Source organism: Streptomyces sp. NBC_00986 (assembly GCF_045162565.1).
Classification (GTDB): domain Bacteria; phylum Actinomycetota; class Actinomycetes; order Streptomycetales; family Streptomycetaceae; genus Streptomyces.
The window spans coordinates 4,688,621-4,711,790 of the sequence record NZ_CP108733.1 but is presented as its reverse complement, the minus strand read 5'-3'; the positions used below and the strand labels follow the sequence as shown (position 1 = coordinate 4,711,790).

Here is a 23,170-nt window from a genome sequence, read left to right as displayed (position 1 = left end):
CGAATGCGCCCCCCGCAGCTGAAGTTGCGGGGGGCGCAGTCACGTTGAGGAACGACAGAGGCGCCCCTGCCCGGCCGTGAGGCCAGACAGGGGCGCAGTGCTGTCATGCGATGCGGCGGCGCTCGGCGGGCAGCCCGAGCAGCAACTGTGACGAGGTGGGGCTCGGCGACGGGTCGCTCGGTTGCGGTGCGCCGTCGCGCCTGCAGATGAGCGCGTCGGGGTCCCATGACGGCGTCTGCAGGGTGTACCCGTCGGGGCAGGTCTGCCCGTCGTTGCCGTCCGTCCCGTTCTTTCCGTCCGTCCCGTCCTTTCCCGGCGGTCCGGCGGGTCCTGCAGGGCCGACCGGTCCGGTCGCTCCGGGCGGGCCGGTCACCGTGGCGCCGGGCTCACCCTGCGCGCCGGACTGTCCGGGCGACGGCGTGATCGTGGGTGCTGCCTTGCCGGGCTCGCCCTGCGGCCCGCGGGGTCCCGCTGGACCGGGGATCGGTACGGGCACCTCGGCCCGAGCGGGCAGATCGTCGACAGCTCGTGCCGGATCCGGCGCGGCCGGCGTCTTGCCGTCGGCCGTGATCTGCGCCCGCAGCACTCGCACGTCGCCGGCGAGCGTCGACACGGCGTCGCCCCGCAAGTTCGCCTCGGCGGCGAGCGCGTCGGCGCGGTTCGCCTCGGCGTCGATCCGCAGCCACACCAGGATGACGGCGCCCGACAGTACGAGCAGCACGGCGGCGACCGCGAGCGACCGCCACCGCTGCGCGAGGATCGGCTGAGCATGACGGCGCTTCACGTGGGTTGCCCTCCAAGCTCGACGATCCGTTCGCGCAGCAGCGTGTTCTCGGTCGTGAGTGTCGTGATCTGCCCCTGCAGCGCTGCCTTGTTGGCGCGCTCACTGGCGAGTTCGGCGTACGCCGCGACCAACTTCAGTTCGTTCTCGGCGAGTTGTCGGCCGAGCTTGTCGCGCTCTTCCTGCAGGTTGTCGACGAGCGTCGAGTACCCGCCGAGCACGGCACCGGACTGCGAGGCGCGGTTCGCGCCTCGTTGCCCGACGATGGCGGCCGCGGCCGCTGCGAGCCCGACGACGATGGTTCCGACGGCGCCGAGCGTCGCAGCGTCCACGCGCTTCCTCCGGGTGTGCAGTGGGGTGTGTCCGCAGCCGTTAGACCGGTGTCACCCGCTGGTCGAGTCGCCGCCGAGGTATCGCGCGCCGTCGACCGGTTCGAGCGCCTCGAACTTGGGGTAGGCCGGCGGCCGCGCCCATCCGAGGAACAGCCCGGCGAGGTTCTGCAGGAAGGTTCCCGGCAGCCGCTCGCCGACCACTTCGAGCAGCCTGAACACGAGGTAGTACCCGAGCGCGATCGCGACCGTCACGGCGCCGACGACGGTCGCCGAGTCGATCTCGACGCCCGCGCGCACGGCGAGGGTGAGCAGCCAACCGGCGACGAGCGGGACGCCCGTGCGCATGGCGGAGACAAACAGACCGGTCGTCATGAGCCGGCCCCCTTTCGATGGTGGGTGAGCCCGGCCGCCCGGCGGCGGCCGGGCAACGGTCAGGCGACGACGTCGAACCCGTGCTTCTGCCCGAGCCGCTTGAGCGTCGTCATGCCGGGCGTGCCGTCGGCGTCGCCGCCCGGCTGCGTCCCGTGGAACCCGCACCGCTGCTGCCACAGGCTGTAGCCGCTGCGGGTGGCCATTCCGGCGTGCCCGTCGGCGTACTGCTTCGCGAGCAGCTTCTCGGCGACGAGCGCGTTCTCGACGTAGATCGCCGGCTCGTACGAGACCGGCGTGCCCTTCTTCGGGGCGTCCTTCTTGAACGCCGCGATCAGCTTCGAGAGCGACACGACCGGCCGCTTCGAGCCCGAACTGCCGCTCGTGCTGGTCGACTTCGGCGGCGTCTTGTACTTCGGGCGACCGAACCCGGCGATGTCGTGCACGACCCTCACGCGCCTCGCGCACACGTTCGCGGTGTTGCCCTCGATCGTGAACACGTACTGATAGTCGGCCGAGACGCCCGTGACGATCCCGACGTGGTCGATCTTGCCGATCTCGCTCGACCCGTCCCAGTCGAAAAAGATGATGTCGCCGCGACGGATCCCGCTCGCCTTGATCCCGTTGGTCATGGCGTGCCAGGCGCCCGCGTCCTTGAACCGCTGCGCGTGCGCCACGGTGTACGCGAAGTCGGTGCCGAAGCACACCGCGTCGTGCTCGCCCGCGTCGACGGCGGCGCGGGTGATCGTGGCGTCGCACCACGCGAAGTTCCCGGAGTACGCCGCGCCGTTCCGGGCCCGGTACCACGACTGAATCTCGTTCGGCTCGCCGGTCCCTATCCAGCGCTCTACCTGCGCGATCATCGTGTCGACGCTCATGCGGACTCGCCCCCTTCCGGGGTGTCCGCAGCCGGGGCGTCGCCCTCGTCGGCGGTCGCCTCGGGCTCGTCGTCCTGGTCGACGGCGATCTCGGGCGCGGTGTAGAACCCGGCCATGTCCGGGGCGCCGTACACCTCGGCGAGCAGCCGCTGCTCGTCGTCGACCGTCGGGCCGTTGCCGGTGCGCACGAGGTGCGCCGCCTGGTCTTCCTGATCGCCGAGCCGCTCGGGGATCGGCCGTGCTGTGTCACCCATGGGTGAGCCCCTTCTGTTCGGGCATGAAAAACGCCCCGGCCGGGTCGGGCTCGGGGCGTGCGGAGTGCGGCAGTTGGGCCGCGGGGTCAGTGGCTGTGGGGTACCTGCAGCGCTCGCCAGATCGTTTCGTTGGGGTATCCGGCGTACGCGCCGCCGGGCGATCCGCACGTGACGTGCCAGTTGCCCCACGCGGTGAGGTCACCCGAGCCGATGTCGGCGGTCGGGGTGTACGAGCCGGCGCCCACGGTGACGAGACGTTTCGCCGCGGCTAGCACCATCGGGGAGGTACGGCCGACCTTGAACCAGTCCTGTCCGGGATAGGGGCTGTAGGCGGCGGCAGTGCCCGACGAGGTCTTGATCAGCGAGGCGTCGTCCACCCAGGCGGTATCGGCCGTGATCATCGGCGATGCGTACTTGGGGTACCCGTAGCCGTACACGTTGGCGTCGGACCGGTTGCGCACCCGCAGGTACACCCCGTCGCCCTCGCTGCTGCCCGTGTTGTTGCTATTGAATTCGATCGTCCATATCTGAGTGGAGCTGTACCGGTACACGAGACCGGTGTGATCTTGACCGGACGTGCCGAGCATGACCTGCGCACCGATGGCGGGGAACCATGACCATCGGTTCCAAGACTGGTAGGTCGTGACGCAGACGTCGCAGGCCGGGGTCTGCGGCATGATTGTGATGTCACCCGCCCGGTACGCGAGCCACAGCAACCCGATCACGCACCATGACTGCCCGTCGTAGCTCGCCATGCCGGGCGTTTCCTTCGCGTACCGGTTGAGGTTCGTCCAGGTGCCGGCCGAGTAGTCCTCTTGGTATTTGATCGCGGCCTCTTGTTGGCCGAGTTCGATCAGGGTCTGCGGCGAGATCGCGGCGACCATGGGATCCCCCTATGCAGGGTCGAGGATGCGCCACCCGACCGTTGACGTATCCGTCGACGAGGTCGACTTGATGACGAACGAGGTGCCCGCTGTCCGGGCGTTGACGTAGACCGAGCCGACCGCGCCGCCGGGGGTCTGGACCGTGAGCTGCACGACGCTCGTCGCGGTGACCGCCGTCGTGTTCACGGTGACCGTGCCGGCCGCCATGACGGCGGTTCCCATGCGCGCCGCGGTGCCGCCGCTCGGGACGACGGTCCTGCCAGCCATGACGAGCGAGCCGTCGCCGGGGTCGAGCCGGTTGACCGTGCCGGTCAGCACGTTCGCCTTGACCGCGGTCAGACCGAGGACGGTCGCGATCGTGCCAGCGTCCGTGCGTACACAGGTCGTCGCGCCGGAACCCGGCGACACCTCGGTGACGCCGACCAGGACGACGCCGGTCGTGCTGTTGGTGAGCCAAACGGACGTGCCGTCGGATGCCTTGGTCACGAACCCGCTCACGTTCGTGCCCTTGCCGCCGTACACCGTGAGCCCGGTCGTGCACTGCTCGGCTCCGCAGCCGGTGAGCGCGACGCCCGTGCAGGTGTCGAGCCGATACCCGCTCGGGGATCCCATCGCGGCGCAGGCGCTCAGGCTGGTGTACGACATGCCGTCGAGCCAGTACCCGGCGCCGACGTTGCCCTCGGCCGAGCAGCCGATCAGGGACGTCGACGCCCCGCCGAGCACGGTGTCTTGTGGCGCCTGCAGGTGGAACCCGACGCCCCCGCAGGTACGGACCCGCACCCGGTGCAGCACGCTTTCCGACAGCTCGTGGCAGAACACGCCGTCGCCGCCCATGCTTTGGATCAGCACGTCTCGGATCGTGATGTTCGCGGTCGACGGCGCCGAGAACCGCGTGAACCGTACGGCGCTGCCGAACCCCCTGCCGGGCCCGGAGAGTTGCAGGCCCTGCAGCGTGACGCCGCTAATGTCCGTACCGGTGATCAGGTCGAGGTTCTGGTTCGTCGCCTGCAGGATCGACACACGGTCGCCCGCGCCGAGCGCGTTGACGTTGCTCGCCCAGTTGAGCGCGGCGCCCAGGGTGTAGCGGCCGGCCGGAACGTACAGGGTGCCGCCGCCCGCCGTGCTCGCCGCGGCGATCGCTGCCTGAATCGCGGGGGCGTCGTCGGTGATGCCGTCGCCCGCCGCGCCGTAGTCGCGGATGTTGAGCCAGTCCAACGGCGATTCGGCCGAACTGCCGCCTCCCGAGGTGACGTTGTGCGCTTCCATCCACGCGCGGGAGGTGCCGCCGGCGTCCGCCCACATGCCGGTGATGTTGTCGGGACCGAGGAAGCGCGGCAGGAACCCGTACTCGTCGGCGCGTACCGAGGTCATCGGCGTACCGCCCGCGTCCTGCAGGTCGGTGTACTGCGTACCGCCGTCCGCGGCGTCGTAGAACGAGATCACTGCGTTGCCGGCCACTCTCCACAGACCGTCGGCGGGGGCGACCACGTAGTCGGCGAGACCCGCCCCGTACTCGTAGCGAGTCATGCTCAGTCCACCACCCAACTAGTGCCGGAACCCGGCAGGATGAAATCGTCTTTGGCGATCGCCGGGTGGTTCGAGAGCCACACCTGACCGGGGCGGTCCGAGGCTTTCGAGTAGATGATCAGCCGGCTGATCTCGACGCCGGACGTGTAGGCCATGACGTACTGATCACGGTTGGGATGCTGGTACGCGCCGGGGATCAGCACGGGCAGGCGCGACTCGGTGAACCCCGCGACGGCGGCGCCCGTCCGCTGGAAGCTGCCGAGGCGCAAGTGCACGTTGCCGTTGCGCTTCTGCAGCACGCTGTCGGTGGTGACCGTCCACCCGGAGATCGTGGCGTTGACGAGGACCGTGCCGGAGTCGTCGAACACGCCGATCCATGACGTGCCCGTCCACACCCGGACGCGTCCGGTGTCCGTCTCGAAACACATCTCGCCCGGTGCCGGGGTGGGATTGCGGGTCGTCGAGGTGCACGGCCGGATACGGACACCGACGTACAGCTCGCCGCGGGCGACCGTGACCGAGGTCGCCCCGGTCGGAACGGTGACCGTGGCGAGCGGCACCTCGTAGACCCCTGTGTCTCCCACTGCCTGAGTGAGGGCGGGGGCGGTACCGCCGGGGGTGCCCGGCTTGACGACGGCGCGAACGGTCCATACGGACCGGTCCAGTTGGAGCACCACGCGATCGACCCGCGTCTGCCCGCTGGTGTTGGCAGCGATCGGAAGGTTCACGTTCGCCGTGCCGGCCGACCATGCGTGCCCGCGCACCGAGGCGTAGATGCCCGCTCGGACGTCGACGGACAGACCGTTACCGGCTGCCACGACGGCCGTGTCGCCGGGGTCGCCGTACACGCCGTCGCCCGAGAATCTCGCGGCGATCTTCTCGTACTCGGTGTCGGTGACGGCGCGACCGTTGTGAGCCGGTGACGGCCAACTGTCCTGAGCCACGCGAGCGCCTCCTATCTGGATTCGAGCCGGCCGAGTCGGCGGCTGAGTGTGCGAATGGCTTGGACCATCGCGGGGTCGGTGGTCGCGTCCGGCGAGCCGACCAGGGTCGTCACGTACTCGCCCGCCTCGGGTGTCGCCTGCAGTTGGATCGAGCGCACGAGGTCGGCGACCTCGACGCCGTACGGGAGCGCGACAGTCACCTTGTCGCCGAGGTCGAAGTCGCGGCCGGCCTTGAGATCGTCGGTGTCGACGGTGACCGTCGCGAGTTCGACCGGGGCGGCGCCGGCGGAGATCTCTCCGCTGCCGGCCTGCGTCAGTTCGCCGTCTGTGTCGGTCTGCGCCGAGCCGTCGACGTACTTCTCGACACGCCACCAGGCCCCGGCCGCCGCAGCGTCGGCGACCTCGACGTACGTGCGCCCCGATGTACCGATGTCCGGCTCGGTGCCGGCGATCAGCGCATGCGTGACGGTCGGCGCGGACCGCTTCCATTGGATCGAGCGGAGGTTGCCCAGACCTTGACTGAACCGCGCGGTCGCGGTCAGATCGCGCGGCTGATAGCAGCCGAACAGGATCTGCCCGCCTGTCTGCCGGGTCCGGAAACCGATCGCCCCGCCGTCGAGGGCGATGCGCCTGCAGACGTCGAGCAGAGGCTCGAACCGCGTGCTCAAGGTCGTCGAGGTGCCGACGCCCGCAGCGGTGTCGAGCGCGAGGTGCGGTATCCGGCGGTCGCTGCGGGCACCCGGCCCGCAGTTCTCATTGACCAGTGCACGGACGATGGTTTCCGCGTTCGTACTGGTCATGGTCCGGTACGTGTTGGCGAGCTGCGCCGTCCACGCGTTCGCCGGGGTCGGCCACGTGATGTAACCGGCGATCGTCGCGAGGTCGTCAGAGAAACTGACCGTGACCCTGCCCGCGGGATTGTCGGTGACCGACCACGAGTAGTCGGCGGGGATCTCCATCGGGCCGGCCGTCCATACGGCGCCGTCGCGGATGACGACGAGGCGGTTACCCGGCTGTAGTTGGGCCATGACCTCGGGCAACGCGGGCACGTCGACGCTGCCCGAGCCGGGCTCGCAGTATCGCTTTGTCGCGTCGAGGTTCGTCCACCCGTCGATCGGGTCGCCCTGCACGGCGAGGTTTCTGTCGGTGATGAGCAACTGCACGGCCACGCGACCGCCGCCCCCTTTCGATCAGGCGGTCTCGTACCGCGGGTTGAACACGAGGTCGACGGCGCTGCCGGGTCCGGACCCGTCCAACTGGAAGGTGACGGCGTTGTCGCCGGGAGAGAGTCCCCACAGCACGGCGCCGGGCCAGTTGAGCCCGCCGATCCAGTTCGACCCGTCCTGATAGCGGACCGCCGGCGGGTCGGTGGAGATCGTGACCTGTTGTCCGGCGAGCAGCGCGCCGTGCCCGACGTTCGGATCGGTCGGGTCGAGCGTGAACGACTCGGTCGTTACGACCGGAGCGCCGGCGACGAGCGTCGTCCGCGTCACGGTGAACGTGATCAGGCTCGCCGGACCCGTGACCGTCCACTCCGGCCACACCACCACATCCCCCGGATTGCGGAGTGTGGTCGCCCCGAGCACCTGCGACGACGAGACCGTCGGGTATGGGGTGAAGAAACTCGACAGTGCGCCGGTCTCGCGATGCACCGACACCTCGACGGGGTCGATCCAATACGGGTCCTCGCACCACAGAGTGATCGCTGCCGAGTCCGATACGACGCCGGATCCGCGTGCGCCGCGCCCCTCGAACCCCTCTTGGTAGTAGACGGCGATCCGGCGGCGAGTCCCGTCGGGCCGCGCGATCTCCAGCCATCCGGGCCCCTCGCGCAGCGTGCGCGTGAACGCCGTTGCGAGCGCTCGCCAACGGCCGACGAACTCCATGTGGTCGTCGCCGTAGACGTACAGCGGCCACACGATCGCCCGCGGCTGCGCCTGCGCGTACCGCAGCCGGGCGCCGCCGCGAGGGTGTGCGTCGGTCGTCAGCGCGTACGAGGTCGCGCCGAGCCCGCTCACCCCCTCGACGAGCGTGAACCAACCGGCGTCCTCGTCGGTGAGCGACCAGACCGTACCCGTCGGGTCGGTGTAGGTGGCGACGGCGAACCCGACCTCGGGAAGCGGGACCGGCGTACCGGTCCCGCCCCCGGTGTCGGGCGGGGTGATGACCGGCGCTGTGATGATCGGCATCTAACGCGGCCTCCCCACGCGAGCTAGGGCGTCCTGTCGACGCTGCAGCAGCTCCAGGTCGCGCACGGTCATGTCGAGCGTGCGCGGATAGAAGTTGTACGTATGGCCGGACTGCTCGCCGGACGCCGCCCCGGCCGCGCGCATCGCCTCGGCGGTCGGCACGACGGGCGGGATCGCCGCCCGGCCGAGCCGCTTCGCGCCGGCCCGTACCTCGCCGAGCGACTTGTCGGTGCCGACGACGACGCCCGCGCCGACCATGCGGCCGACGTGCTCGGTTTCCTTGGCCGGTGAGCGGATCTTGAGTCGCTTCTCGATCGAGTCGACCAGGACGCCGCCGAGCTTCGTCATCTGCTGCTGCAAGACCTTCTCTTGCGACTGCAGACCGGTGAGGAACCCACGACCGGCGTTGACGCCGCTGTCGTACATCGCGTCGGCCATGGTGTTGCCGTACGACGTCGACAGCTTCGAGCCGGACGCAGCAAGCGAGTTGATCTTTTTAATGTCGCCTGCGGACGCTCCGGAAATGAGCTGCGCGAGCCCGCTGTCGGGGCCGGCGGCGACCATTTGCTGAATGACGGACTGCGCGACTCCCTTCTTCTGCGCCGTCGCGATCAGCGATTGGAAGTTGGCGAGCGTCGACTGCCTCGTCTGCATGCCCGAGATCAGGTCGCCGACCGTGGCGATCTTCCCGCCGTTGATGTTCGTCAGCCCGAGGTAGTCCTGAGCCGTTCCCTTCTGGTCGGCGGCCGCCTGCCGCGCGGTCGCGATCTTCGAGGCGACCGCGTCACGCTGTTGGGCAAGCGCCTGTAGCCGGGCCGACGTCGCGAGCGTCTGTGTCGCAAGCGACCGGCCGGTCTTGCCCGTCTTCTGCAGATCGGCGGCGAGACCCTTCGCCGCCGACGCGATCGTGCTCGCCGAGCCGGTCAGGCTCTTCGTGAACGAGCCCAAATCGCTGGGCACTTCCTTGCGAGCCTTCGCGGCCGCCGAGGTCGTGCCCTTCGCGAACCCGCGCACGCCGAGCCCGGCCATCATCCCGAGCGAGGTTCGGTGGTCGTAGACCGTCGAATTGCCCGATCCGAACCTGACGAGTTCGGGCCCCTGTTCGCCGACCCACGCGAGTTCGCCCGCCCGAGGCCGACCGCCCGAGGCGTACCCGCCGGCTCGGTTGTACGCCGAGGTGAGCGAGCCGTACCTCGACAGCGCGTACCGCATGCTCGCGTACAGGTTGGCGAGCGGGTCATAGATGCCGCGCGACGCGAGCTTGCCCGCGTACGCACTGAACGTCGACCCGATCACCTGCATGAGCCCGCGAGACGGGTCACCGTTCTTCGCGTTGACGTCCCAATTGTTGATCGCCTTGGGGTTGCCGCCGCTCTCCTGGTTCATGCGGCGCAGCACGGTCGGCAGTAGAGTCGCCGGCTGCCCGACGAGCTTGAGTGCCTGCAGCACGACCGACGACCATCGGGTGACCCCGGACCCGCCGACGTCGCCGCCGCCGAACGCCGACTTCGCCGCGTCGACGACCTTGTCTTTCAGCGCGCCGAGCATCTTCGTCGGCACCTTGCCGACCATCTGCGCGACACCGCTCGTACCGATCGACGCGATCTTGCTGCGGATACCCGAGGTCGCCTTGTCCCACAGCTTGGCGGGGTTGGCGAGGAAGTCGACGCCGTCCATCACGGCCGAGCCGATCGACTTCGCCTTGCCGCCGACCCAGTCGGCGACGTCGCCGAGCACGCCGCCGCCGGCGAGTAGCTGAGTGCCTGCCGCGGCGTGCAGTGCAAGCGCCCGCTTGCGGTATTGCGGGTCGGTCGGGATGACGAACTCGGGATACCTCGGGTTGCCCTCGCCGACGATCGCGGTCGGCTTGTTCACCTTCATCGGCGCGGCCGAGCCCCACGGGCCGACCGTGCCGCCGGACGCGAGCAGCTTCGGCGCGGCCGGCAGCTTGCCGAGCCCGACGAACCCGGCCACGCCGTCCCAGACCTTCTTAATCCCGTTCGAGTAGACCGACCGGATCACGAAGTTCACGGGCTCTTTGGTGGCGTCCTTGATCCGGCCGAACGACTTGCCGATCGACTTCTGCGCCGAGTCGAACGAGTCCGAGACGAGTCGGATGCCGGTCTTCAGCAGATCGAACGGCGGCTTCACGCCCTTGTTCCACAGCCACGAGGCGGCCGAGCCGATGCCCTCGAACGCGGGCTTCAGCGCCGTCCGATACAGCCATGTACCGGTCGCGCCGAGCGCGCGAGCGCCGGTCGTGAAGTAGCCGAACACGATCTTCGTACTGCTCCAGAACCAACCGGCGGCCGTGACGATCCCTTGGAACACGGGCAGCAGACCGTTTCGGTACAGCCACACCCCGACCGCTGCGACTCCCCGAGCGCCTGCCTCGAAGTAGCCGAACACGATCTTTGTGCTGCTCCAGAACCAGCCGATGACCGTCGCCGCCCCGCGAAAGGCGGGCTCGATCCCGGCGTGCCACAGCCACACCGCGGCCGCCGCGATCCCGGCGAATGCAGGCTGCAAGGCGGTGCTCCACAGCCACCCGCCGACCGCGCCCAGCGTCTTGAACGCCAGTACCCACGGCGCGATCACGGTGACCGCGACGATCGTAAACAGGATCTTCGCGCCGAGGGCGATCGCCGAGAACACGGGCGACAGCACGGTCGACCACAGCCACGAGGCGGCCGAGCCGATCGCGCGCAGTCCGGTCATGAGGTAGCCGAAACCGGGCTTGAGCGCCCCGTTCCACAGCACATCCCAACCGGCCTTAATGCCTGACCACGTGGCTTGGACGATCGAGCGGAACGTGTCGCTCTTCTTGTACGCGACGACCAGCAACGCGACGAGGGCGAGGACGCCGACGATGATCAACCCGACCGGGTTCGCCGACGTGACGGCGTTGAACGCCGCCGCGACGCCGGTCGCGATCCGGGTCGCGTTCGACCACAGAAGGATCGCCCCGCGGTAGACCGAGAACGCGCCCGCGGTGATCCCGGTCGTGATCGCCTGCGTGGCCATGACGGTCGTGAGACCGACGACGGCGACGCCGACGGGGATGAGCCATGCCCCGTACTTCTGCAGCCATCCCGCAGTTGCCTCGAACGCTGTGCCGACAGCCTGCGCGGCGGGCACGAGGTAGGAGACGAGGGCGCCGCCGACCGTCCTCGTCGGCGGCAGTACGTACTTGACGAGGAACTTCCCGGTGTCGCGCAGCGCGGGCAATGCGTACTTGCTCGCGAAGTTGGCGAGCCCCTGCAGCGCCTGCCGCTTGAACACCTCGACGTCGTGCGAGGCGGTGTTGCTGAGCTGCTTCCCCATGCGGCCGGCGGCGCCGCCGACCTTGCCGAGCCCGGCGGCCGCCTTGCTCGGGTCGAGGGCGAACAGCGCCTTACCGAGATCCTCGGCCTGCGTACCGAACAGGCTGGTCGCCGCCTGCGCTTGCTTGACCGGGTCTTTGATCCCGCGCAGCCGGTCGAGGGTGAGCTGCAGGACACCGTTCGCGGACTTCCCGCCCTTGGCGAACTTGCCCGCCATATCGTCGGCGGACAGCCCGAGCATCTTGAACCCGGCCGCGGTCGTCGTCGACCCGTCGACCGCCCGGATCGAGAATTCCTTGATCGAGTCGGCGACGAGGTCGCCGTCGCGGGCACCGTTCTTGAGCCCCTGATTGATCAGCCCGATCGCGGTCGCGCCCGACAGCCCGGCTTTCTTCCACTGCACCGAGTACTCGTTGACCGTGTCGATCAAGTCGCCCGCCTGGTCGGCGCCCGACTGGAACCCGGCCGTCAACAGGTCGAACCCGGCCTTCGCGTTCTTGACCAGGCCCGTACTCAGCAGCTTGCCGACAGCCTTGGTCGAGTCGGCGACGTCGGCGTCGAACACGTCCGCGAGGTTCAGCGCGTCCTTGCTGAGCCCGACGAGTTCCTTGCGCGGGGCGCTGATCGCCGCGACGCCGTTGCGCTGCAGCGACTTGAGCGACTCGTCGACCTGGTCGATCGACTCGCCGTACCCGGAGGCGTAGACCTTGCCCGCGATCTTCCCGGCGCGGGCGGTCTCCTTCTCGGTGAGCCCAAGGGACGCGCCGAGCTTGGCCGTTGCCTTGTCCTGCTCGACCGCCTCGGCAAACCCGACCGCGAACAGCCCGCCCGCGCCTGCGGCCACGCCTACGATGCCCGCTTTCAGCTTGCCGCCCATGCCGCCGAGGAACCCGTCGCCGGCGTCCTCGCCCGCAGACGTTCCGACGCGCGCCGACTCGCCGCTGATCTGCTGATTGAGCAGCCGGCCGAACCCTCGCGTCTCGGGAACGACACTGACGTACCCGACACCGACCTCGACCGGCATGTCGATTCACCCCGTTCCGGGCAGCACCTGCGATGTGATGTGGTCGTAGGCAGCCCGTGCCTTTGCCCGGTCCCGCTCGGTCGCGGCTGCGGATTCCTCGGGCGTCGGGTCGCCCGGCCGCCAACCCGGCTCGGGGTACGGCATCGGCGGTTTCTTCGGGTCGCGGTTGGCGTTCACGAACGCGGTGAAGAGCAGCGACAACAGATCGCGGGTGTCGGCGGCCGCGTAGTCGAGTGCCTGCCACGCGTGCCCGTTGTGGGCGCGGTTGGTAGCGCTGTCCGGCGGTAGCCCCTCGACCAGGACGCGCAGCAGTCGCAGCGTGATCTCGCCTCGCCAGTAGGCGGCGAGCGGGCCGCCCTTGCCGACGCTGCTGCCGTAGTACCGGATCAAGTCCGCCTCGACGGCCTCGGGTTGCTCGCCGAGGACGTCGACGGCGGTGTACGTGTAGACCTCGACGACGTCGTCGCCGTCGGGGTCTACCCCCTCGTAGGGCGTACCTTCTGCACCTTGTCCTGCGCCTCGTTGCGGATGCCGACGTACAGCAGCATCACGCCGTTGACGTCGCCGCCGGCGTCCTTGAACGCCTGGTACTGGTCGCCGAGCAGGATGCGGGCGCCGGCCTCGTCGCCCTTCGCCTCGTTGAGATCCTGCTGCATGTCGTCGGGCGTGAAGATCGGGTGCGGGAAGCTGAACACCTGCGGGTCGTCCTCGGGGCCGACCTCGAACTCGACGAGTTCGCCGCCGACCGCCTCGGCGTACGACCGCTTGACGGTCTCCAGCCGGTACCGCGCCTTGTTGGGCTTGCTCATGATCGTGTGCCTTTCTCGGGTGAGCTGCGGGTGAGCGTTCGAGGGCGAGGGACGGTCGGGGCTCACCCAGAACCGCCGTCCCCCGCCCGGTCATGAGGGACCGTCAGCCGCCGGACGGGGCGAGCGAGCGCCAGCCGGGGCCGTCGATCCAGTTGCGGCACGAGGTGCCGACGGTGCTGTCGCGGTACGCGGTGACCGTGACCGGCCTGGTCGTCGGGTCCGCCCGCGACCACGTCTCGTCGTCTTTGTCGCTGAGCCGGGCGCGCGGCATGAACTTGACGACGTAGATCTCTCCGCCGTCGTCGCCGTAGTCGAGGCCGATGAACAGCAGCCGGCGGAACGGGTTCCGCCCGGACTTGGCCCGGTCCCACGTCCACGCGGCCGAGCCGATCGCAGGCAGCGCGCCCGTGCCGGACAGGGGCAGCCCCTCGTACATGGCGACGGTCGCCGTGTTCGTCTCCTGCGGCGACCACGTCGCGGTGAGCACGTCGCTTTCGACGTCGCTGCGGGTCGGCTCGGAGGACTGCGACGAGGTGACGTCGGCCATCGACACATCGCTCGGGAAGCTGATTCCGTCGTCGGTGGTGTAGCCGATCGGCACGAATCCGGCCGGGATCGTGACGAGGTTGCCGTCGGTGTCGAACGGGTTCGTGATCACGGCGGTCGAGATGTCCGCCGCGAAGATCGCCTGTACGAGCTGCTTGCGTATGTACTCGGTGTGCAGCCCGGTTTCGAGCGACACCGGGGTCGGTGTGGACATGCTGATTCCCTCCGTGGGAAACTCCCGGCCGGCGCGCGGCTCGGGGTGAGTGGGCAGGGTGGCGGGTGAGCCGATCAGGGGGCGGCGAGCGCCTTGCCCCGTAGGGACACCTCGACGGCGAACGAGGCGCGTTCCTGGCCGCTTTCGGGGTCGGGGGAGGTGTTCGGACCGCCGACGTCGACGACGTCGTACGCGACCGCGCCCCGCCATCCCGGGATCGCGAACACGAGCGCCCGCACGACGCGCACGAGGTCGGCGACGGCGCCCTCGTCCGGTCCCCAGCACTCGAAGTCGAGCCGCGGCCGGTCGGTGATCCGGTCGATCCGGCTGCCGCCGACGCGCTCGATCCGGACGAACGAGGCGGGGCGCGAGGTCGGCACACGTGTGACGACCCGGACGCCGATACCGGCCGTGTCGAGCGCCGCCTGCAGGTAGGCGCGGACGACGGCGACGGCGTCGGGGAACTCGACCGGTGCCGCCATCACTCGACCGCCCGCGCGGCGTCGAGGGCGCGCAGCAGCGCCCGCCGCGACACCTCGGGGTACGGGGTCGAGTAGTCGCCGACGACGGCGCCGCGAACACGGTGCTCGCCGGTCTCGATGTCGACCCGGAACTCGCCGCGCCATCCCTCGGCCTGCGCCGTCGCGCTCGCGTCCGCCTCGATCGCCCGCACCTTGCGCTCGATCAGCGCCCGAGTCTCCGGGGCGCGCAGGAAGCTCGCGATGCCGCGGCGGTTGGGGACGAACCTCGTTCGGGCCATGTGATCACCCCTCGACCGTCTTGAGCCTGATCTCGTAGTGGTGCAGCTCGGCCGGGGTGTACGCCGGTCCGGGCGGGCCGATCACCTCGAAGTCGAGCCCCTGCCAGTGCACGCGGTCGCTGCCGTACACCGTGAGCGGGTTGCCCGAGGTGTCGACCGGGTTGCAGACCATGAGCCACTCGCCGATCTGTGCCGACCGCTGGTCGTTGTCCTCGGCGCCCGTGCTCTGCTGCAGCCACGCGGCGACCTCGGCGTGCGTCGTCGCGGCCGGCGACCAGTCGTCGACCTCGTTCTCGTACCGGTCCGTCGTCCGGCCGGGATGCTCGACGTCGACGAGGTGCGGCAGTACGTCCTCGGGGATCATCGCCTGCCCCGAGTCCAGCCGAGCGGCTGCCAGTCGCACGGATCCGGCCGCCAACCCGGCAGCCCCTCGTCGCGCAGCCCGACCGAGTACGCGGCGTCGGCGTCCGGGTCACTCTCGTCCTCGGGCTGCAGGTGAGCGATCTCGTCCTCGGTGAGGTACAGCCCGCCGTCCTCGCCGAGCGACTCGGAGTACTGCCCGATCGTGCGCTGCCGGTACCCGCCCGGATTGGCCATGACCCGCCGGACGACCGCGACGCAGATCGCGCGCAGCGTCGCCTCGTCCGGTGTGTGCCCGGTTGGGATGTGCCGCCGCATGATCGCCGACGCGTCGTCGAGGTACACCTCGACCTGCTTCCGCTTCGGGCTGCCCTCGGGCAGGGTGACGGCGGCGCGGTCGGTGTAGTCCGTGACCGTCGCGAACGCGTCCGCCACCGCCCTACTCCTTCGGCTGCTCGGGCTCGACGAGTTCGGCCGCCTCGCACGCCGCGATGATCTCCTCGCGGCTCGCCTCGGCGGCGACCTCGACGTCGTGCTGCTCGGCGTACGCCCGCCATGCTTCGACGCCCGAGCCGCGGCCCGAACGGGGCGGCGCCTCGTCTCCCGAACCGTCGCCCTCGCCCGTGGGCGTGGGCGCCTCGACCGTGGAATCGGCGTCGGTCCACGCGTGGTCGCCGATCCGCTTCGCCACCCTCGGCGGCACCTCGTCGTCGGGCCCGTACGGGACGCCGTCAACGTGCACGTACGCGATCAGTCGTCGACTCATGCGAGCACCTGCGCCTTGAACGTGAGGTTCGGCTCGCGCAGAACCGGGATGCCGACCGCGGCCGCGTGCGTCCACAGGCGAACCGGATCCTTCGTCTTCCACGTGGCAGCGACGACGCCGGGCTGATCGCCGGGCTGCAGCGAGTAGTCGTCTTCGAGACTCTCGGCGGTCGTGCCGAGCAGCGTCGCGCCGAGATCGGTCGGCTGCGCCGCCGAGGTCGAGCCGGGCTCGGGCAGCAGCGCGAGCGCGTTGCCCGGAGTGATCCGGGTCGAGACGCCCTCGACCTTGACACGCGCGTCGTAGATCTCGACCGGGGGCAGCCCCATCGAGGAGAGAACGGCGTTCAGTTGGTCGTTCGTCGCCATCGGCGCCGAGCCGGCCGGGGCCAGCGGGTAGACCTGCCGAATGACCTGCGCGCACATGGTCATGTGCTGCACAACGATCTTCGGCGCGAGGATCACGGCCGGGCTCTCGCCGTTGGTGTCCTCGTACGTGGCGACCCACGACTGTAGATCGCTGAGTGGCGTTGCGTTGGTGTGGTCCGACCACAGCGTCGCGGCGACGACCGAGTGCGCGGCCGAGCGGCCGAAGTCGATCGTCTGCTGCAGCTCGGCGACAGGCATCGCCGCGTTGACGAGAGTCTGCCCGCGGCCGACCTCGAACCGCGCCGCGATGTTCTTCGCGAGGCGGACGGCGTCACGAGCGATGAACGGCAGCGCCTCGTCGCGGGCCAGCTTCCGCAGGCGCAGCCGGTCGTACTCGTTCAGCATCATCTTTTCGGAGATCGGGGGCAGCTCGCCCATGACCTTGCCGAGTCCCTCGCGTCGGCCGATCTTCGACTCGGCGTCCCACGAGCGGTAGCTCGACGCCTCGGCGAGCCCGCCGCCGCCCTTGAGGAACTCGTACGTGATGTCGTCGACGGACACGTTCGGCAGCCACCGCGACAGGGTGAACTTGTTCACCTGCAGATCGGCGAGCGCCGCCCGGATCAGGCCGGTGAGTTCGGTCGGCTCGATGAACTCAGTATCGAGAGTCCAGCTCATCTCTTCTCTTCCTCTCAGACGAACCGGATCGAGCCGGCGACGTCGGCCTTACCGGCGGCGTCGACGGCACCGAGCGGCAGGCGCGACTCGCGCACCTTGCCGTGCGTGAACAGGGCGCCGGCCGGGTCGATCGTGTTGACCGACGGGGCGCCGACGGCGGCGAACAGGAACCCGACGAGGGTCTGCCGGCCGTCGTTCGCGGCGTCGCTGTACGGGCCGTACTTCCCGCCGACCGTGATCTTCCCGAGCGGGATGCCGCTCAGGAAAAACCCGTTGGGGTAGTGGGTGGCCGGGGTGAACAGCGACGTGTCGAGTGCGATCGACTCGGTCGCCTGCGTGCCGTGCTCGGAGCCGAGCCACGACTGATCGTCACTCGCGTACGTGGTCGTGCGCTGTGTGAGGTCCATCTGCGATCCCTCCTGGATCAGGTCTTGTCGCCGCCGCCGAGCAGCGTCTTGTACAGCTCGCGGCCGGCCTCGATGCCGCCGCCCTTGCCGCCGTCGCCCGAGCGCCGCCGGGTGCCCTGGTATCCGGCGCCCCGTCGGTGGCGCGTGTCGCGCTCGCCGTCCTGGTCGCCGTCGCCGGTTCCGTCGTCGTCTCCGTCGCCCTTGCCGTCGCCCTTCTTCGGGGCGAGCCGGTCGATCAGCTTCGTGAGCCCGTCCTCGTCGACGTCGCCGTTCGCGTCGATGTACTTCGAGAGGTTCACGTCCTCGACGACGTCGGCCGGGTTGTCGAGGCGGCCGGACGCGCCGGCGAGGAACACCTGCCGGGCGAGGGCGGCGGCGCCGCGCGAGCGTTCCTCGGCGACCGCCTTCTTCACTGCCTCGGTGATCGCCTTCTCGCTGTCCGTGGCGTTCGCGGCCTTGAGGTCGGCGAGTTCCTTCGCCGCGTCGGCGTTCTCCTTGGCGCGCGCCTCGTGCTTGCGTGACTGCGCCTTCCACTTCTCGACGTCCGAGTCGCCCTTGCCCGTGTCGGGCTTGGTGTCGTCGGTGCCGGTGCCCTTGCCGTCCTTGTCGGCGTCGGGCTTGCCGCCCTTGTCGTCGCCCTTGCCGTCTCCCTTGTCGTCGCCGTCCGCGTAGAACACGGGCGAGAACGGGTGGGTCGGGTACGGGTGCGACCATGCCGACTCGATGCCGGGCAGGGTGGGCAGGGTGCGTGCGCGCATGACTGTGTCTCCCGTGTCGGGTGGGGTGAGCGAGGGTGCGCCGTGTCGGCGCCGTACGTCACGCGGCCGGGATGTCGTCCGGTCCGGTGAAGTTCTGTCGGCGGACCGCGAGCAGCGGGCCGTACTCGCCGTGTTCGCGAGTGATGATCAACTGCCGGTAGTCGGGGGCGCGGCCGCCGGCGTCGCTCTGTCCGGTATCCCGGGCGATCGCGTCGTGCGCGTCTTTGAGTAGCTGCTCGTCGATGACGTGCCCCGGATCCTTGTTGCCGGGCAGCGGCTCGGGCTCGCAGTGGCAGCCGGGGTGAATCGGCATCAGGTCGGCGACCCGGTACCGCTGCGTTGAGGCGATCACGCACAACGCGCAGTTCCCGGTGCCCGTCATGCGGCGCCGGTAAAACTGCGCGCCCGAGCGGGTCATCGACTGCCGCGCCGCCTGCGTACGGGCGAGCTGCATGTCGGTCTCGGTGATGCTGAGCAGCCGCGTACGCGCCTGCCCGATCGCGTCGACGTAGTCGGTCCCGCGTGAGAGCGCCGTATAGGCGGTGACGAACGGGCGCCGGTAGACCTCGGCCGGCTCGACGCCCCGCACCGCCTCGTCGAGGACGACCCCGGTCGGCGCTGCGGTGCCGCCCGTCATGTCGGCGATCATCGCCGACAGATACGCGTCCGTAATCGCGCCCATCTGTTGCTGAGCAGCGAGCACGACCGGCAGCGCCCGCTCGATGAACAGGGCGGCGTCGGCGTCGCGGTAGCTGCCGAGGCTGTCGAACGCGGCGAGGGCGAACGACACGACACGATCGCGCAGGGACGTCGACAGGGCACTGTACCGGTCGGTGAGCGCCGCCTGCAGCGCCTCACCCACCGGTACCGTCCTCGGGCAGATTGCCCGCCGTCGGCGCCGGGTTGGCGGGCAGCAGCGAGGCGGCGAGCAGCGCCTGCGAGGCGGCACCCGCCGTGATCCGGCGGACCGTCGCGGGCGTCTCGCCCATCTGCTCGGCGATGATGTCGAGCGGGTAGCCAATCGACTTGAGCTTGGTCGCGGCGTCGGCCTTGACCGCGAGACTCACGTGCGCCGGGTTCGCCCATCGCACCTCGGCCTCGGTGTAGTCGGCAGGAACGCCCGCCTGCGCAGCCGCGAGCGCCATCACGGTTTCGAGCTGCTCGCCGAACGACGCGATGTGTTCGAGCATCTTCGCCACGTGCAGGATGTCGAGCGCGCCGATCGTGTCGGCGCTGATGTTCACGAGGTCGCCGGCGTAGTAGTACGCGGGTGTCTGCGAGACGATCAGCATGTCGCGCACGTCGGACTCGTGCTCTTTCAGGAACCCTGACAGGTCGGTCGCGTCGAGCTGCCCGAACTGTGCGTTCTCCCCTTCGCTCGCCCACACCGCGGACGGCGAGGGCACGAACGGCTGCTCGACGACCGTGAGCCCGGTCGCCTCGTCGATCCGCTTCCGGAACTTGTGCCCCTTGATCCACTTCTGCCGGAACCCGGAGTACCTCGACGCCGCCATGCGGTTCAACACGCCGAGGTTCACACGGTCCTGAATGTCGAGGACGCCGAAGAACTCGGGCTCGGGGTCCTCGCCCAAGTCGGGCATGCGGGCGAACTCGACGAGCGGCAGTATGCCGAGGTCGTGCGGCTCGCCCTGGTCGCTCTTGCCGATGTACTCCCACGAGTCCGGCCCCCACGGCAGCCGCCGCCCGTAGCAGCGCTCGGTCGTCCGGTAGGGGAACACGGTGTCGTCGAACAGGACCCACGCGTACCCGTAGCCGTCGACGTCGTCATGCCGCGCCTTGAGCCCGACGTACGGCTCGCCCGTCGCCGGATCGGTCTCGACGATCGCCTCGCTCGGGTGCTCGGCCGTGATCAGCGGCGAGGGCCGGCCGTTCTCCTCGGTCCGGGTGGGGTGCGGGCCGACGGACATGTACCCGACGCTCTGCGCCATGGCCACGCGCCACACGAGTTTCTGCCGCGAGTCGAGCCGGTTCGCCTGCCACCAGCGAGAGGCGTTCGCGTCTGGCTCGCCGTCCGGGCCGGTCACGCCGAGCGCATTGAGGCGGTGCACGGACGCGTTGGCGATCAGTCCGCAGAAGTTCGTGCGGCTTTTGCGCTGGAAGTCGACGAAAGCGGCCTCCGCGTTCTTCGGCAGCTCGGGCAGCATCGGCCGGCCCCGGTAGTAGCGCCACCATTCGTCGAGCCGCCCCTGCCGCTTGCGCAGCTTCCGGCCGAGGCGCAACAGCCACCAGTCCGGCGAGTCCGGGTTTTCGTCGAGCACCGTACCCCCTTGATACAGATCAGTGACAGGCTCGCTATGTCCTACTGAGTCCCGTGTCGCTAGCTTGATGAGATGCTGCTCGTGCCAACTTCGGCCACTCCGACGATTGCCGTTGTCGCCCTGTGTGTCTCACTCTTCTCTGCGACAGTGAGCACCATCGCGCTTTGGGTAGGCGGGGCCAAGTTCAAGGTGAAGACTGAAGGGCGCCGGACGCGTTATCGGCGGGGGCGACGACCCACCGGACAACCCCCGGGGTGGACCGTGACAGTTCGCGTGTTCAACACTGGCCGGTTGCCGGTCACGATCACCCACGTCAGCGTGGTCCGAAGGAACGATCTGTTCGCAGCGGTAAATCCCGTTAATGACGTGAAATTTCCGCTTGTTCTGGTGGGAAAAAGCCGCGACTACTTTAGTTTCTCCGTTCCGTGGCTGCCCGAAGACGCCTCCTGTGGTTGCAATTTGGGAGTCCGAGTCGAGGCAGGTCTGAAAACCTATGAGCGGACACTCTCCCTGCGCTAGAACGTCCCGCCGAACATCTCTTCTTCTTCTACCGCGACACCCTTCGCGATCGCGTCGAGGCGGCACTGCCACGCGAGGACCGAGGCGACCGCGGCGTCGATCTTCTTCGGGCTGTCGGGGTGCGCCTTGCCGATCTGCAGACCCGAACGGCCGGGTCGGCGCCGGGCGTTGCACAGATGCCGCACGAGCGCCGACGAGCCGTCGTGCGTCAACTCGCCCTCGGTCAACGCCGTGTGGAATTTCTCCAGCGCCCGCACGATCAGCACCGACCGGCCGCCGGTCATCCACCACTCGATCGGGTGCTGCCGGGTCGCCTGCACCTTGAGTCGCGGCCCGTAGGCCGCTTCCCAGTCCGCAACGTGCGACTCCCACTTGGCGGGGTCGGCGTACATGCCGACGACGTCGTACGTCGCGAACGCCTCGTGCACCGCGGCGAGCACCTCGACGACGGGCACCTGCCACTCGACCGGCTTGCCGTCCGGCCCGAGCTGCGGCCGCTCGGGCTGCTCCCACACACCGATCGTGAACAGGTGCCCGTCCGACAGCCGGCACCCGATCAGTGCCGTCGCATCGGTCACCCCACGCGCGCGCTTCCGCGAGCCGTCGAACCCGATCACGATCCGGTCGCCAGGCTGCACCACGCGGCCGAGGTCGGACGACGCCCGCACCTCGGGCTCGGTCAGCCACGCGTCGGCCGCGTGCGTGATCTGGTTCAACAGGTCGGCCCGCAGATCCTGCGGCTCGTTCGACGTGTCGTAGAACTCGCTCGTGAGCCGCTCGATCGGCGACCAGCCGGGCCCGCACGGCGGATCGTGCAGCACGCACCCGTCGGGGTGATCGCTGCTGTCGCCGTACGCGTACCGCAGGCCGGCGACGAGCGACTGCTCGTCGGTCATGTCGGTCTCGGGCGGCGCCTCACGGTGATCGGCGAGAATCCCTCGCGCCCGCGACCGGCCGTCGATGATCGCCTGATAGTCCGATGCCGACTGCTCAGCGACCGAGCCCCCGCCGGGCGTGTAGGCGTTCGGCGTCTCGATCAGGCTGCCGCCCAGCTTCGCGGCGTTGAACCGCATCACCTTCGCGAGCCGGACGCCGCCGTTGGTCGCCGTCCATTCCTCGGTCTGGTCGAGCGACGCGAAGCACGCCGGGTCACCCTTGGCCGACGTCGCCGACGAGGTGATCGGAGACACCTCGCCGCGCGGCAGGTAGATCACGGTGTCGAGGCATTCGAGCCCGTAGTCGGTCGACAGCGACCGGCCGCGTGCCATCTCCAACAACGGGATCCACGTGTTGTCGGTCTGCTGCTCGGTCACGGCCGCGATGCGCACGAGCGGCGTTCGGATCGAGTACCACGGCCGGCCGACCGGCTCGCCGTACGAGTCGAACCCGTCCGGCACGACGTCGGCACATGCCTCGGCGAGCGCGATCGCCCCGACGAACGGCGACTTCCCCCAGCCTCGCGGCCGGCTGAGCAGCGCCCGGTGAATGACCCGCTTCCCGGTCACCGGGTGCAGCTCGTAGTACCGCAACAGGAACTCGGCCTGTTCTTTGGTCGGGATGTACGGCGCCCCATCGTCACGGCCGGGCTGCGCGAGATTCCCGATCATCCAGTCGATGACGTACCAACCGAGCGTCGGGAACTCGCCCTCGTACTCCGGGCCGCGCCATGGCATGACGCCCCCTTGCTACGCGCTGCCGCCCTCGGCGGACTTCCCGCCGTTGATCGGCCGCAGGTTCCCGTACAGCTCGCGAGCCGGCGGCACGCCCGAACTGCCGCGCCCCTGGTCGGCGCCGTCCGCCTCGGCGAACACCATGCGCAGCCGCGCCCGGTCCGCGGGCGTCGCCCCGAACGCCGCGACGCGCAGCCGCAGTTCGCCCGCCGCCGTCAGATCGCCGCGCCACAGCCGGGCGTGAATCAGGGCGGTGTCGAGTAGGTACTGCCAGTCGGACGAACCGAAGTGATCGGCCTGCGGCGAGTCGATCCACATCTGCCACCACTCGCGGGTGCGCTCGGGCCACACGAACTCAACTAGGTCGCCGTCGCGCTCGATCCGGAAGTCGGGCAGCTCGGGCGCCTCGGCGCGCTCCCACCTGAGTACGGTCTGCGCAACCGGGTCGGCGTTGCGCCGCACCTTGCGTGCCTTCGGGGGCGGGCCGTTGCCTGCCATGGGCTGTACCTCCCGTGTCGGGTGCGCGCTCAGCGC

Annotated in this window: 26 protein-coding genes; all 26 read right to left on the bottom strand. The window is 69.6% G+C overall.

What is annotated here, in order from left to right:
• Positions 1-103 precede the first annotated feature (103 nt).
• A complete protein-coding gene (locus tag OG504_RS20420) occupies positions 104-784 on the bottom strand; it encodes a collagen-like protein (RefSeq protein WP_405991117.1) in 681 nt (226 codons plus the stop codon).
• Entirely contained in the window at positions 781-1,113 is a 333-nt protein-coding gene (locus tag OG504_RS20415; protein WP_405991116.1) for a hypothetical protein, read from the bottom strand. Before OG504_RS20415 ends, OG504_RS20420 begins: the two co-directional genes overlap by 4 nt.
• A gap of 51 nt (positions 1,114-1,164) precedes the next feature.
• A complete protein-coding gene (locus OG504_RS20410; RefSeq protein ID WP_405991115.1) occupies positions 1,165-1,485 on the bottom strand; it encodes a hypothetical protein in 321 nt (106 codons plus the stop codon).
• A gap of 59 nt (positions 1,486-1,544) precedes the next feature.
• Complete coding sequence (locus tag OG504_RS20405) at positions 1,545-2,360, bottom strand: CHAP domain-containing protein (protein WP_405991114.1); 816 nt, start codon at positions 2,358-2,360, stop codon at positions 1,545-1,547.
• Positions 2,357-2,614 carry a hypothetical protein gene (locus tag OG504_RS20400; RefSeq protein WP_405991113.1) on the bottom strand — a complete coding sequence of 86 codons (258 nt, stop codon included), beginning with the start codon at positions 2,612-2,614 and terminating at the stop codon, positions 2,357-2,359. Before OG504_RS20400 ends, OG504_RS20405 begins: the two co-directional genes overlap by 4 nt.
• Before the next feature lie 86 nt (positions 2,615-2,700).
• Positions 2,701-3,498 (bottom strand): hypothetical protein, encoded by a 798-nt coding sequence (locus OG504_RS20395; protein ID WP_405991112.1) that lies wholly within the window; start codon positions 3,496-3,498, stop codon positions 2,701-2,703.
• Between the two features lie 9 nt (positions 3,499-3,507).
• Entirely contained in the window at positions 3,508-5,025 is a 1,518-nt protein-coding gene (locus tag OG504_RS20390) for a glycosyl hydrolase family 28-related protein (protein ID WP_405991111.1), read from the bottom strand.
• 2 nt (positions 5,026-5,027) lie between these two features.
• The gene (locus OG504_RS20385; protein ID WP_405991110.1) at positions 5,028-5,969 is read right to left on the bottom strand and encodes a hypothetical protein; all 942 of its coding nucleotides are present in this window, start codon (positions 5,967-5,969) and stop codon (positions 5,028-5,030) included.
• Positions 5,970-5,980: 11 nt separating this feature from the next.
• Positions 5,981-7,138, bottom strand: coding sequence for a siphovirus ReqiPepy6 Gp37-like family protein (locus OG504_RS20380; RefSeq protein WP_405991109.1), 1,158 nt, complete (start codon positions 7,136-7,138; stop codon positions 5,981-5,983).
• Between the two features lie 21 nt (positions 7,139-7,159).
• Positions 7,160-8,158, bottom strand: a complete 999-nt coding sequence (locus OG504_RS20375) for a phage tail protein (protein ID WP_405991108.1) — start codon at positions 8,156-8,158, stop codon at positions 7,160-7,162.
• Complete coding sequence (locus OG504_RS20370) at positions 8,159-12,505, bottom strand: phage tail tape measure protein (RefSeq protein WP_405991107.1); 4,347 nt, start codon at positions 12,503-12,505, stop codon at positions 8,159-8,161.
• A 6-nt stretch (positions 12,506-12,511) separates the two neighbouring features.
• A complete protein-coding gene (locus OG504_RS20365) occupies positions 12,512-12,895 on the bottom strand; it encodes a hypothetical protein (protein WP_405991106.1) in 384 nt (127 codons plus the stop codon).
• A gap of 86 nt (positions 12,896-12,981) precedes the next feature.
• Positions 12,982-13,314 (bottom strand): hypothetical protein, encoded by a 333-nt coding sequence (locus tag OG504_RS20360; protein WP_405991105.1) that lies wholly within the window; start codon positions 13,312-13,314, stop codon positions 12,982-12,984.
• A 103-nt stretch (positions 13,315-13,417) separates the two neighbouring features.
• Positions 13,418-14,074, bottom strand: coding sequence for a phage tail protein (locus tag OG504_RS20355; RefSeq protein ID WP_405991104.1), 657 nt, complete (start codon positions 14,072-14,074; stop codon positions 13,418-13,420).
• Between the two features lie 74 nt (positions 14,075-14,148).
• Positions 14,149-14,556 (bottom strand): hypothetical protein, encoded by a 408-nt coding sequence (locus OG504_RS20350; RefSeq protein WP_405991103.1) that lies wholly within the window; start codon positions 14,554-14,556, stop codon positions 14,149-14,151.
• Positions 14,556-14,834, bottom strand: coding sequence for a hypothetical protein (locus OG504_RS20345; RefSeq protein ID WP_405991102.1), 279 nt, complete (start codon positions 14,832-14,834; stop codon positions 14,556-14,558). Before OG504_RS20345 ends, OG504_RS20350 begins: the two co-directional genes overlap by 1 nt.
• Positions 14,835-14,838: 4 nt before the next feature.
• Positions 14,839-15,198, bottom strand: coding sequence for a hypothetical protein (locus OG504_RS20340; RefSeq protein ID WP_405991101.1), 360 nt, complete (start codon positions 15,196-15,198; stop codon positions 14,839-14,841).
• Positions 15,195-15,629, bottom strand: coding sequence for a hypothetical protein (locus OG504_RS20335; RefSeq protein WP_405991100.1), 435 nt, complete (start codon positions 15,627-15,629; stop codon positions 15,195-15,197). Before OG504_RS20335 ends, OG504_RS20340 begins: the two co-directional genes overlap by 4 nt.
• A gap of 4 nt (positions 15,630-15,633) precedes the next feature.
• Positions 15,634-15,960, bottom strand: a complete 327-nt coding sequence (locus OG504_RS20330; protein WP_405991099.1) for a hypothetical protein — start codon at positions 15,958-15,960, stop codon at positions 15,634-15,636.
• Entirely contained in the window at positions 15,957-17,003 is a 1,047-nt protein-coding gene (locus OG504_RS20325) for a major capsid protein (protein WP_405991098.1), read from the bottom strand. The genes OG504_RS20330 and OG504_RS20325 overlap by 4 nt, the downstream gene beginning before the upstream one ends.
• Before the next feature lie 14 nt (positions 17,004-17,017).
• Positions 17,018-17,410 carry a head decoration protein gene (locus OG504_RS20320; protein WP_405991097.1) on the bottom strand — a complete coding sequence of 131 codons (393 nt, stop codon included), beginning with the start codon at positions 17,408-17,410 and terminating at the stop codon, positions 17,018-17,020.
• Positions 17,411-17,427: 17 nt separating this feature from the next.
• Positions 17,428-18,168: a hypothetical protein gene (locus OG504_RS20315; RefSeq protein WP_405991096.1), complete on the bottom strand. Its 741-nt coding sequence runs from the start codon at positions 18,166-18,168 to the stop codon at positions 17,428-17,430.
• Positions 18,169-18,226: 58 nt separating this feature from the next.
• Positions 18,227-19,030, bottom strand: a complete 804-nt coding sequence (locus tag OG504_RS20310; RefSeq protein WP_405991095.1) for a hypothetical protein — start codon at positions 19,028-19,030, stop codon at positions 18,227-18,229.
• Positions 19,023-20,447, bottom strand: coding sequence for a phage portal protein (locus OG504_RS20305; RefSeq protein WP_405991094.1), 1,425 nt, complete (start codon positions 20,445-20,447; stop codon positions 19,023-19,025). Before OG504_RS20305 ends, OG504_RS20310 begins: the two co-directional genes overlap by 8 nt.
• Before the next feature lie 515 nt (positions 20,448-20,962).
• Positions 20,963-22,639, bottom strand: a complete 1,677-nt coding sequence (locus OG504_RS20300) for a terminase (RefSeq protein ID WP_405991093.1) — start codon at positions 22,637-22,639, stop codon at positions 20,963-20,965.
• A 12-nt stretch (positions 22,640-22,651) separates the two neighbouring features.
• Complete coding sequence (locus OG504_RS20295; RefSeq protein ID WP_405991092.1) at positions 22,652-23,134, bottom strand: hypothetical protein; 483 nt, start codon at positions 23,132-23,134, stop codon at positions 22,652-22,654.
• Between the last annotated feature and the right edge of the window lie 36 nt (positions 23,135-23,170).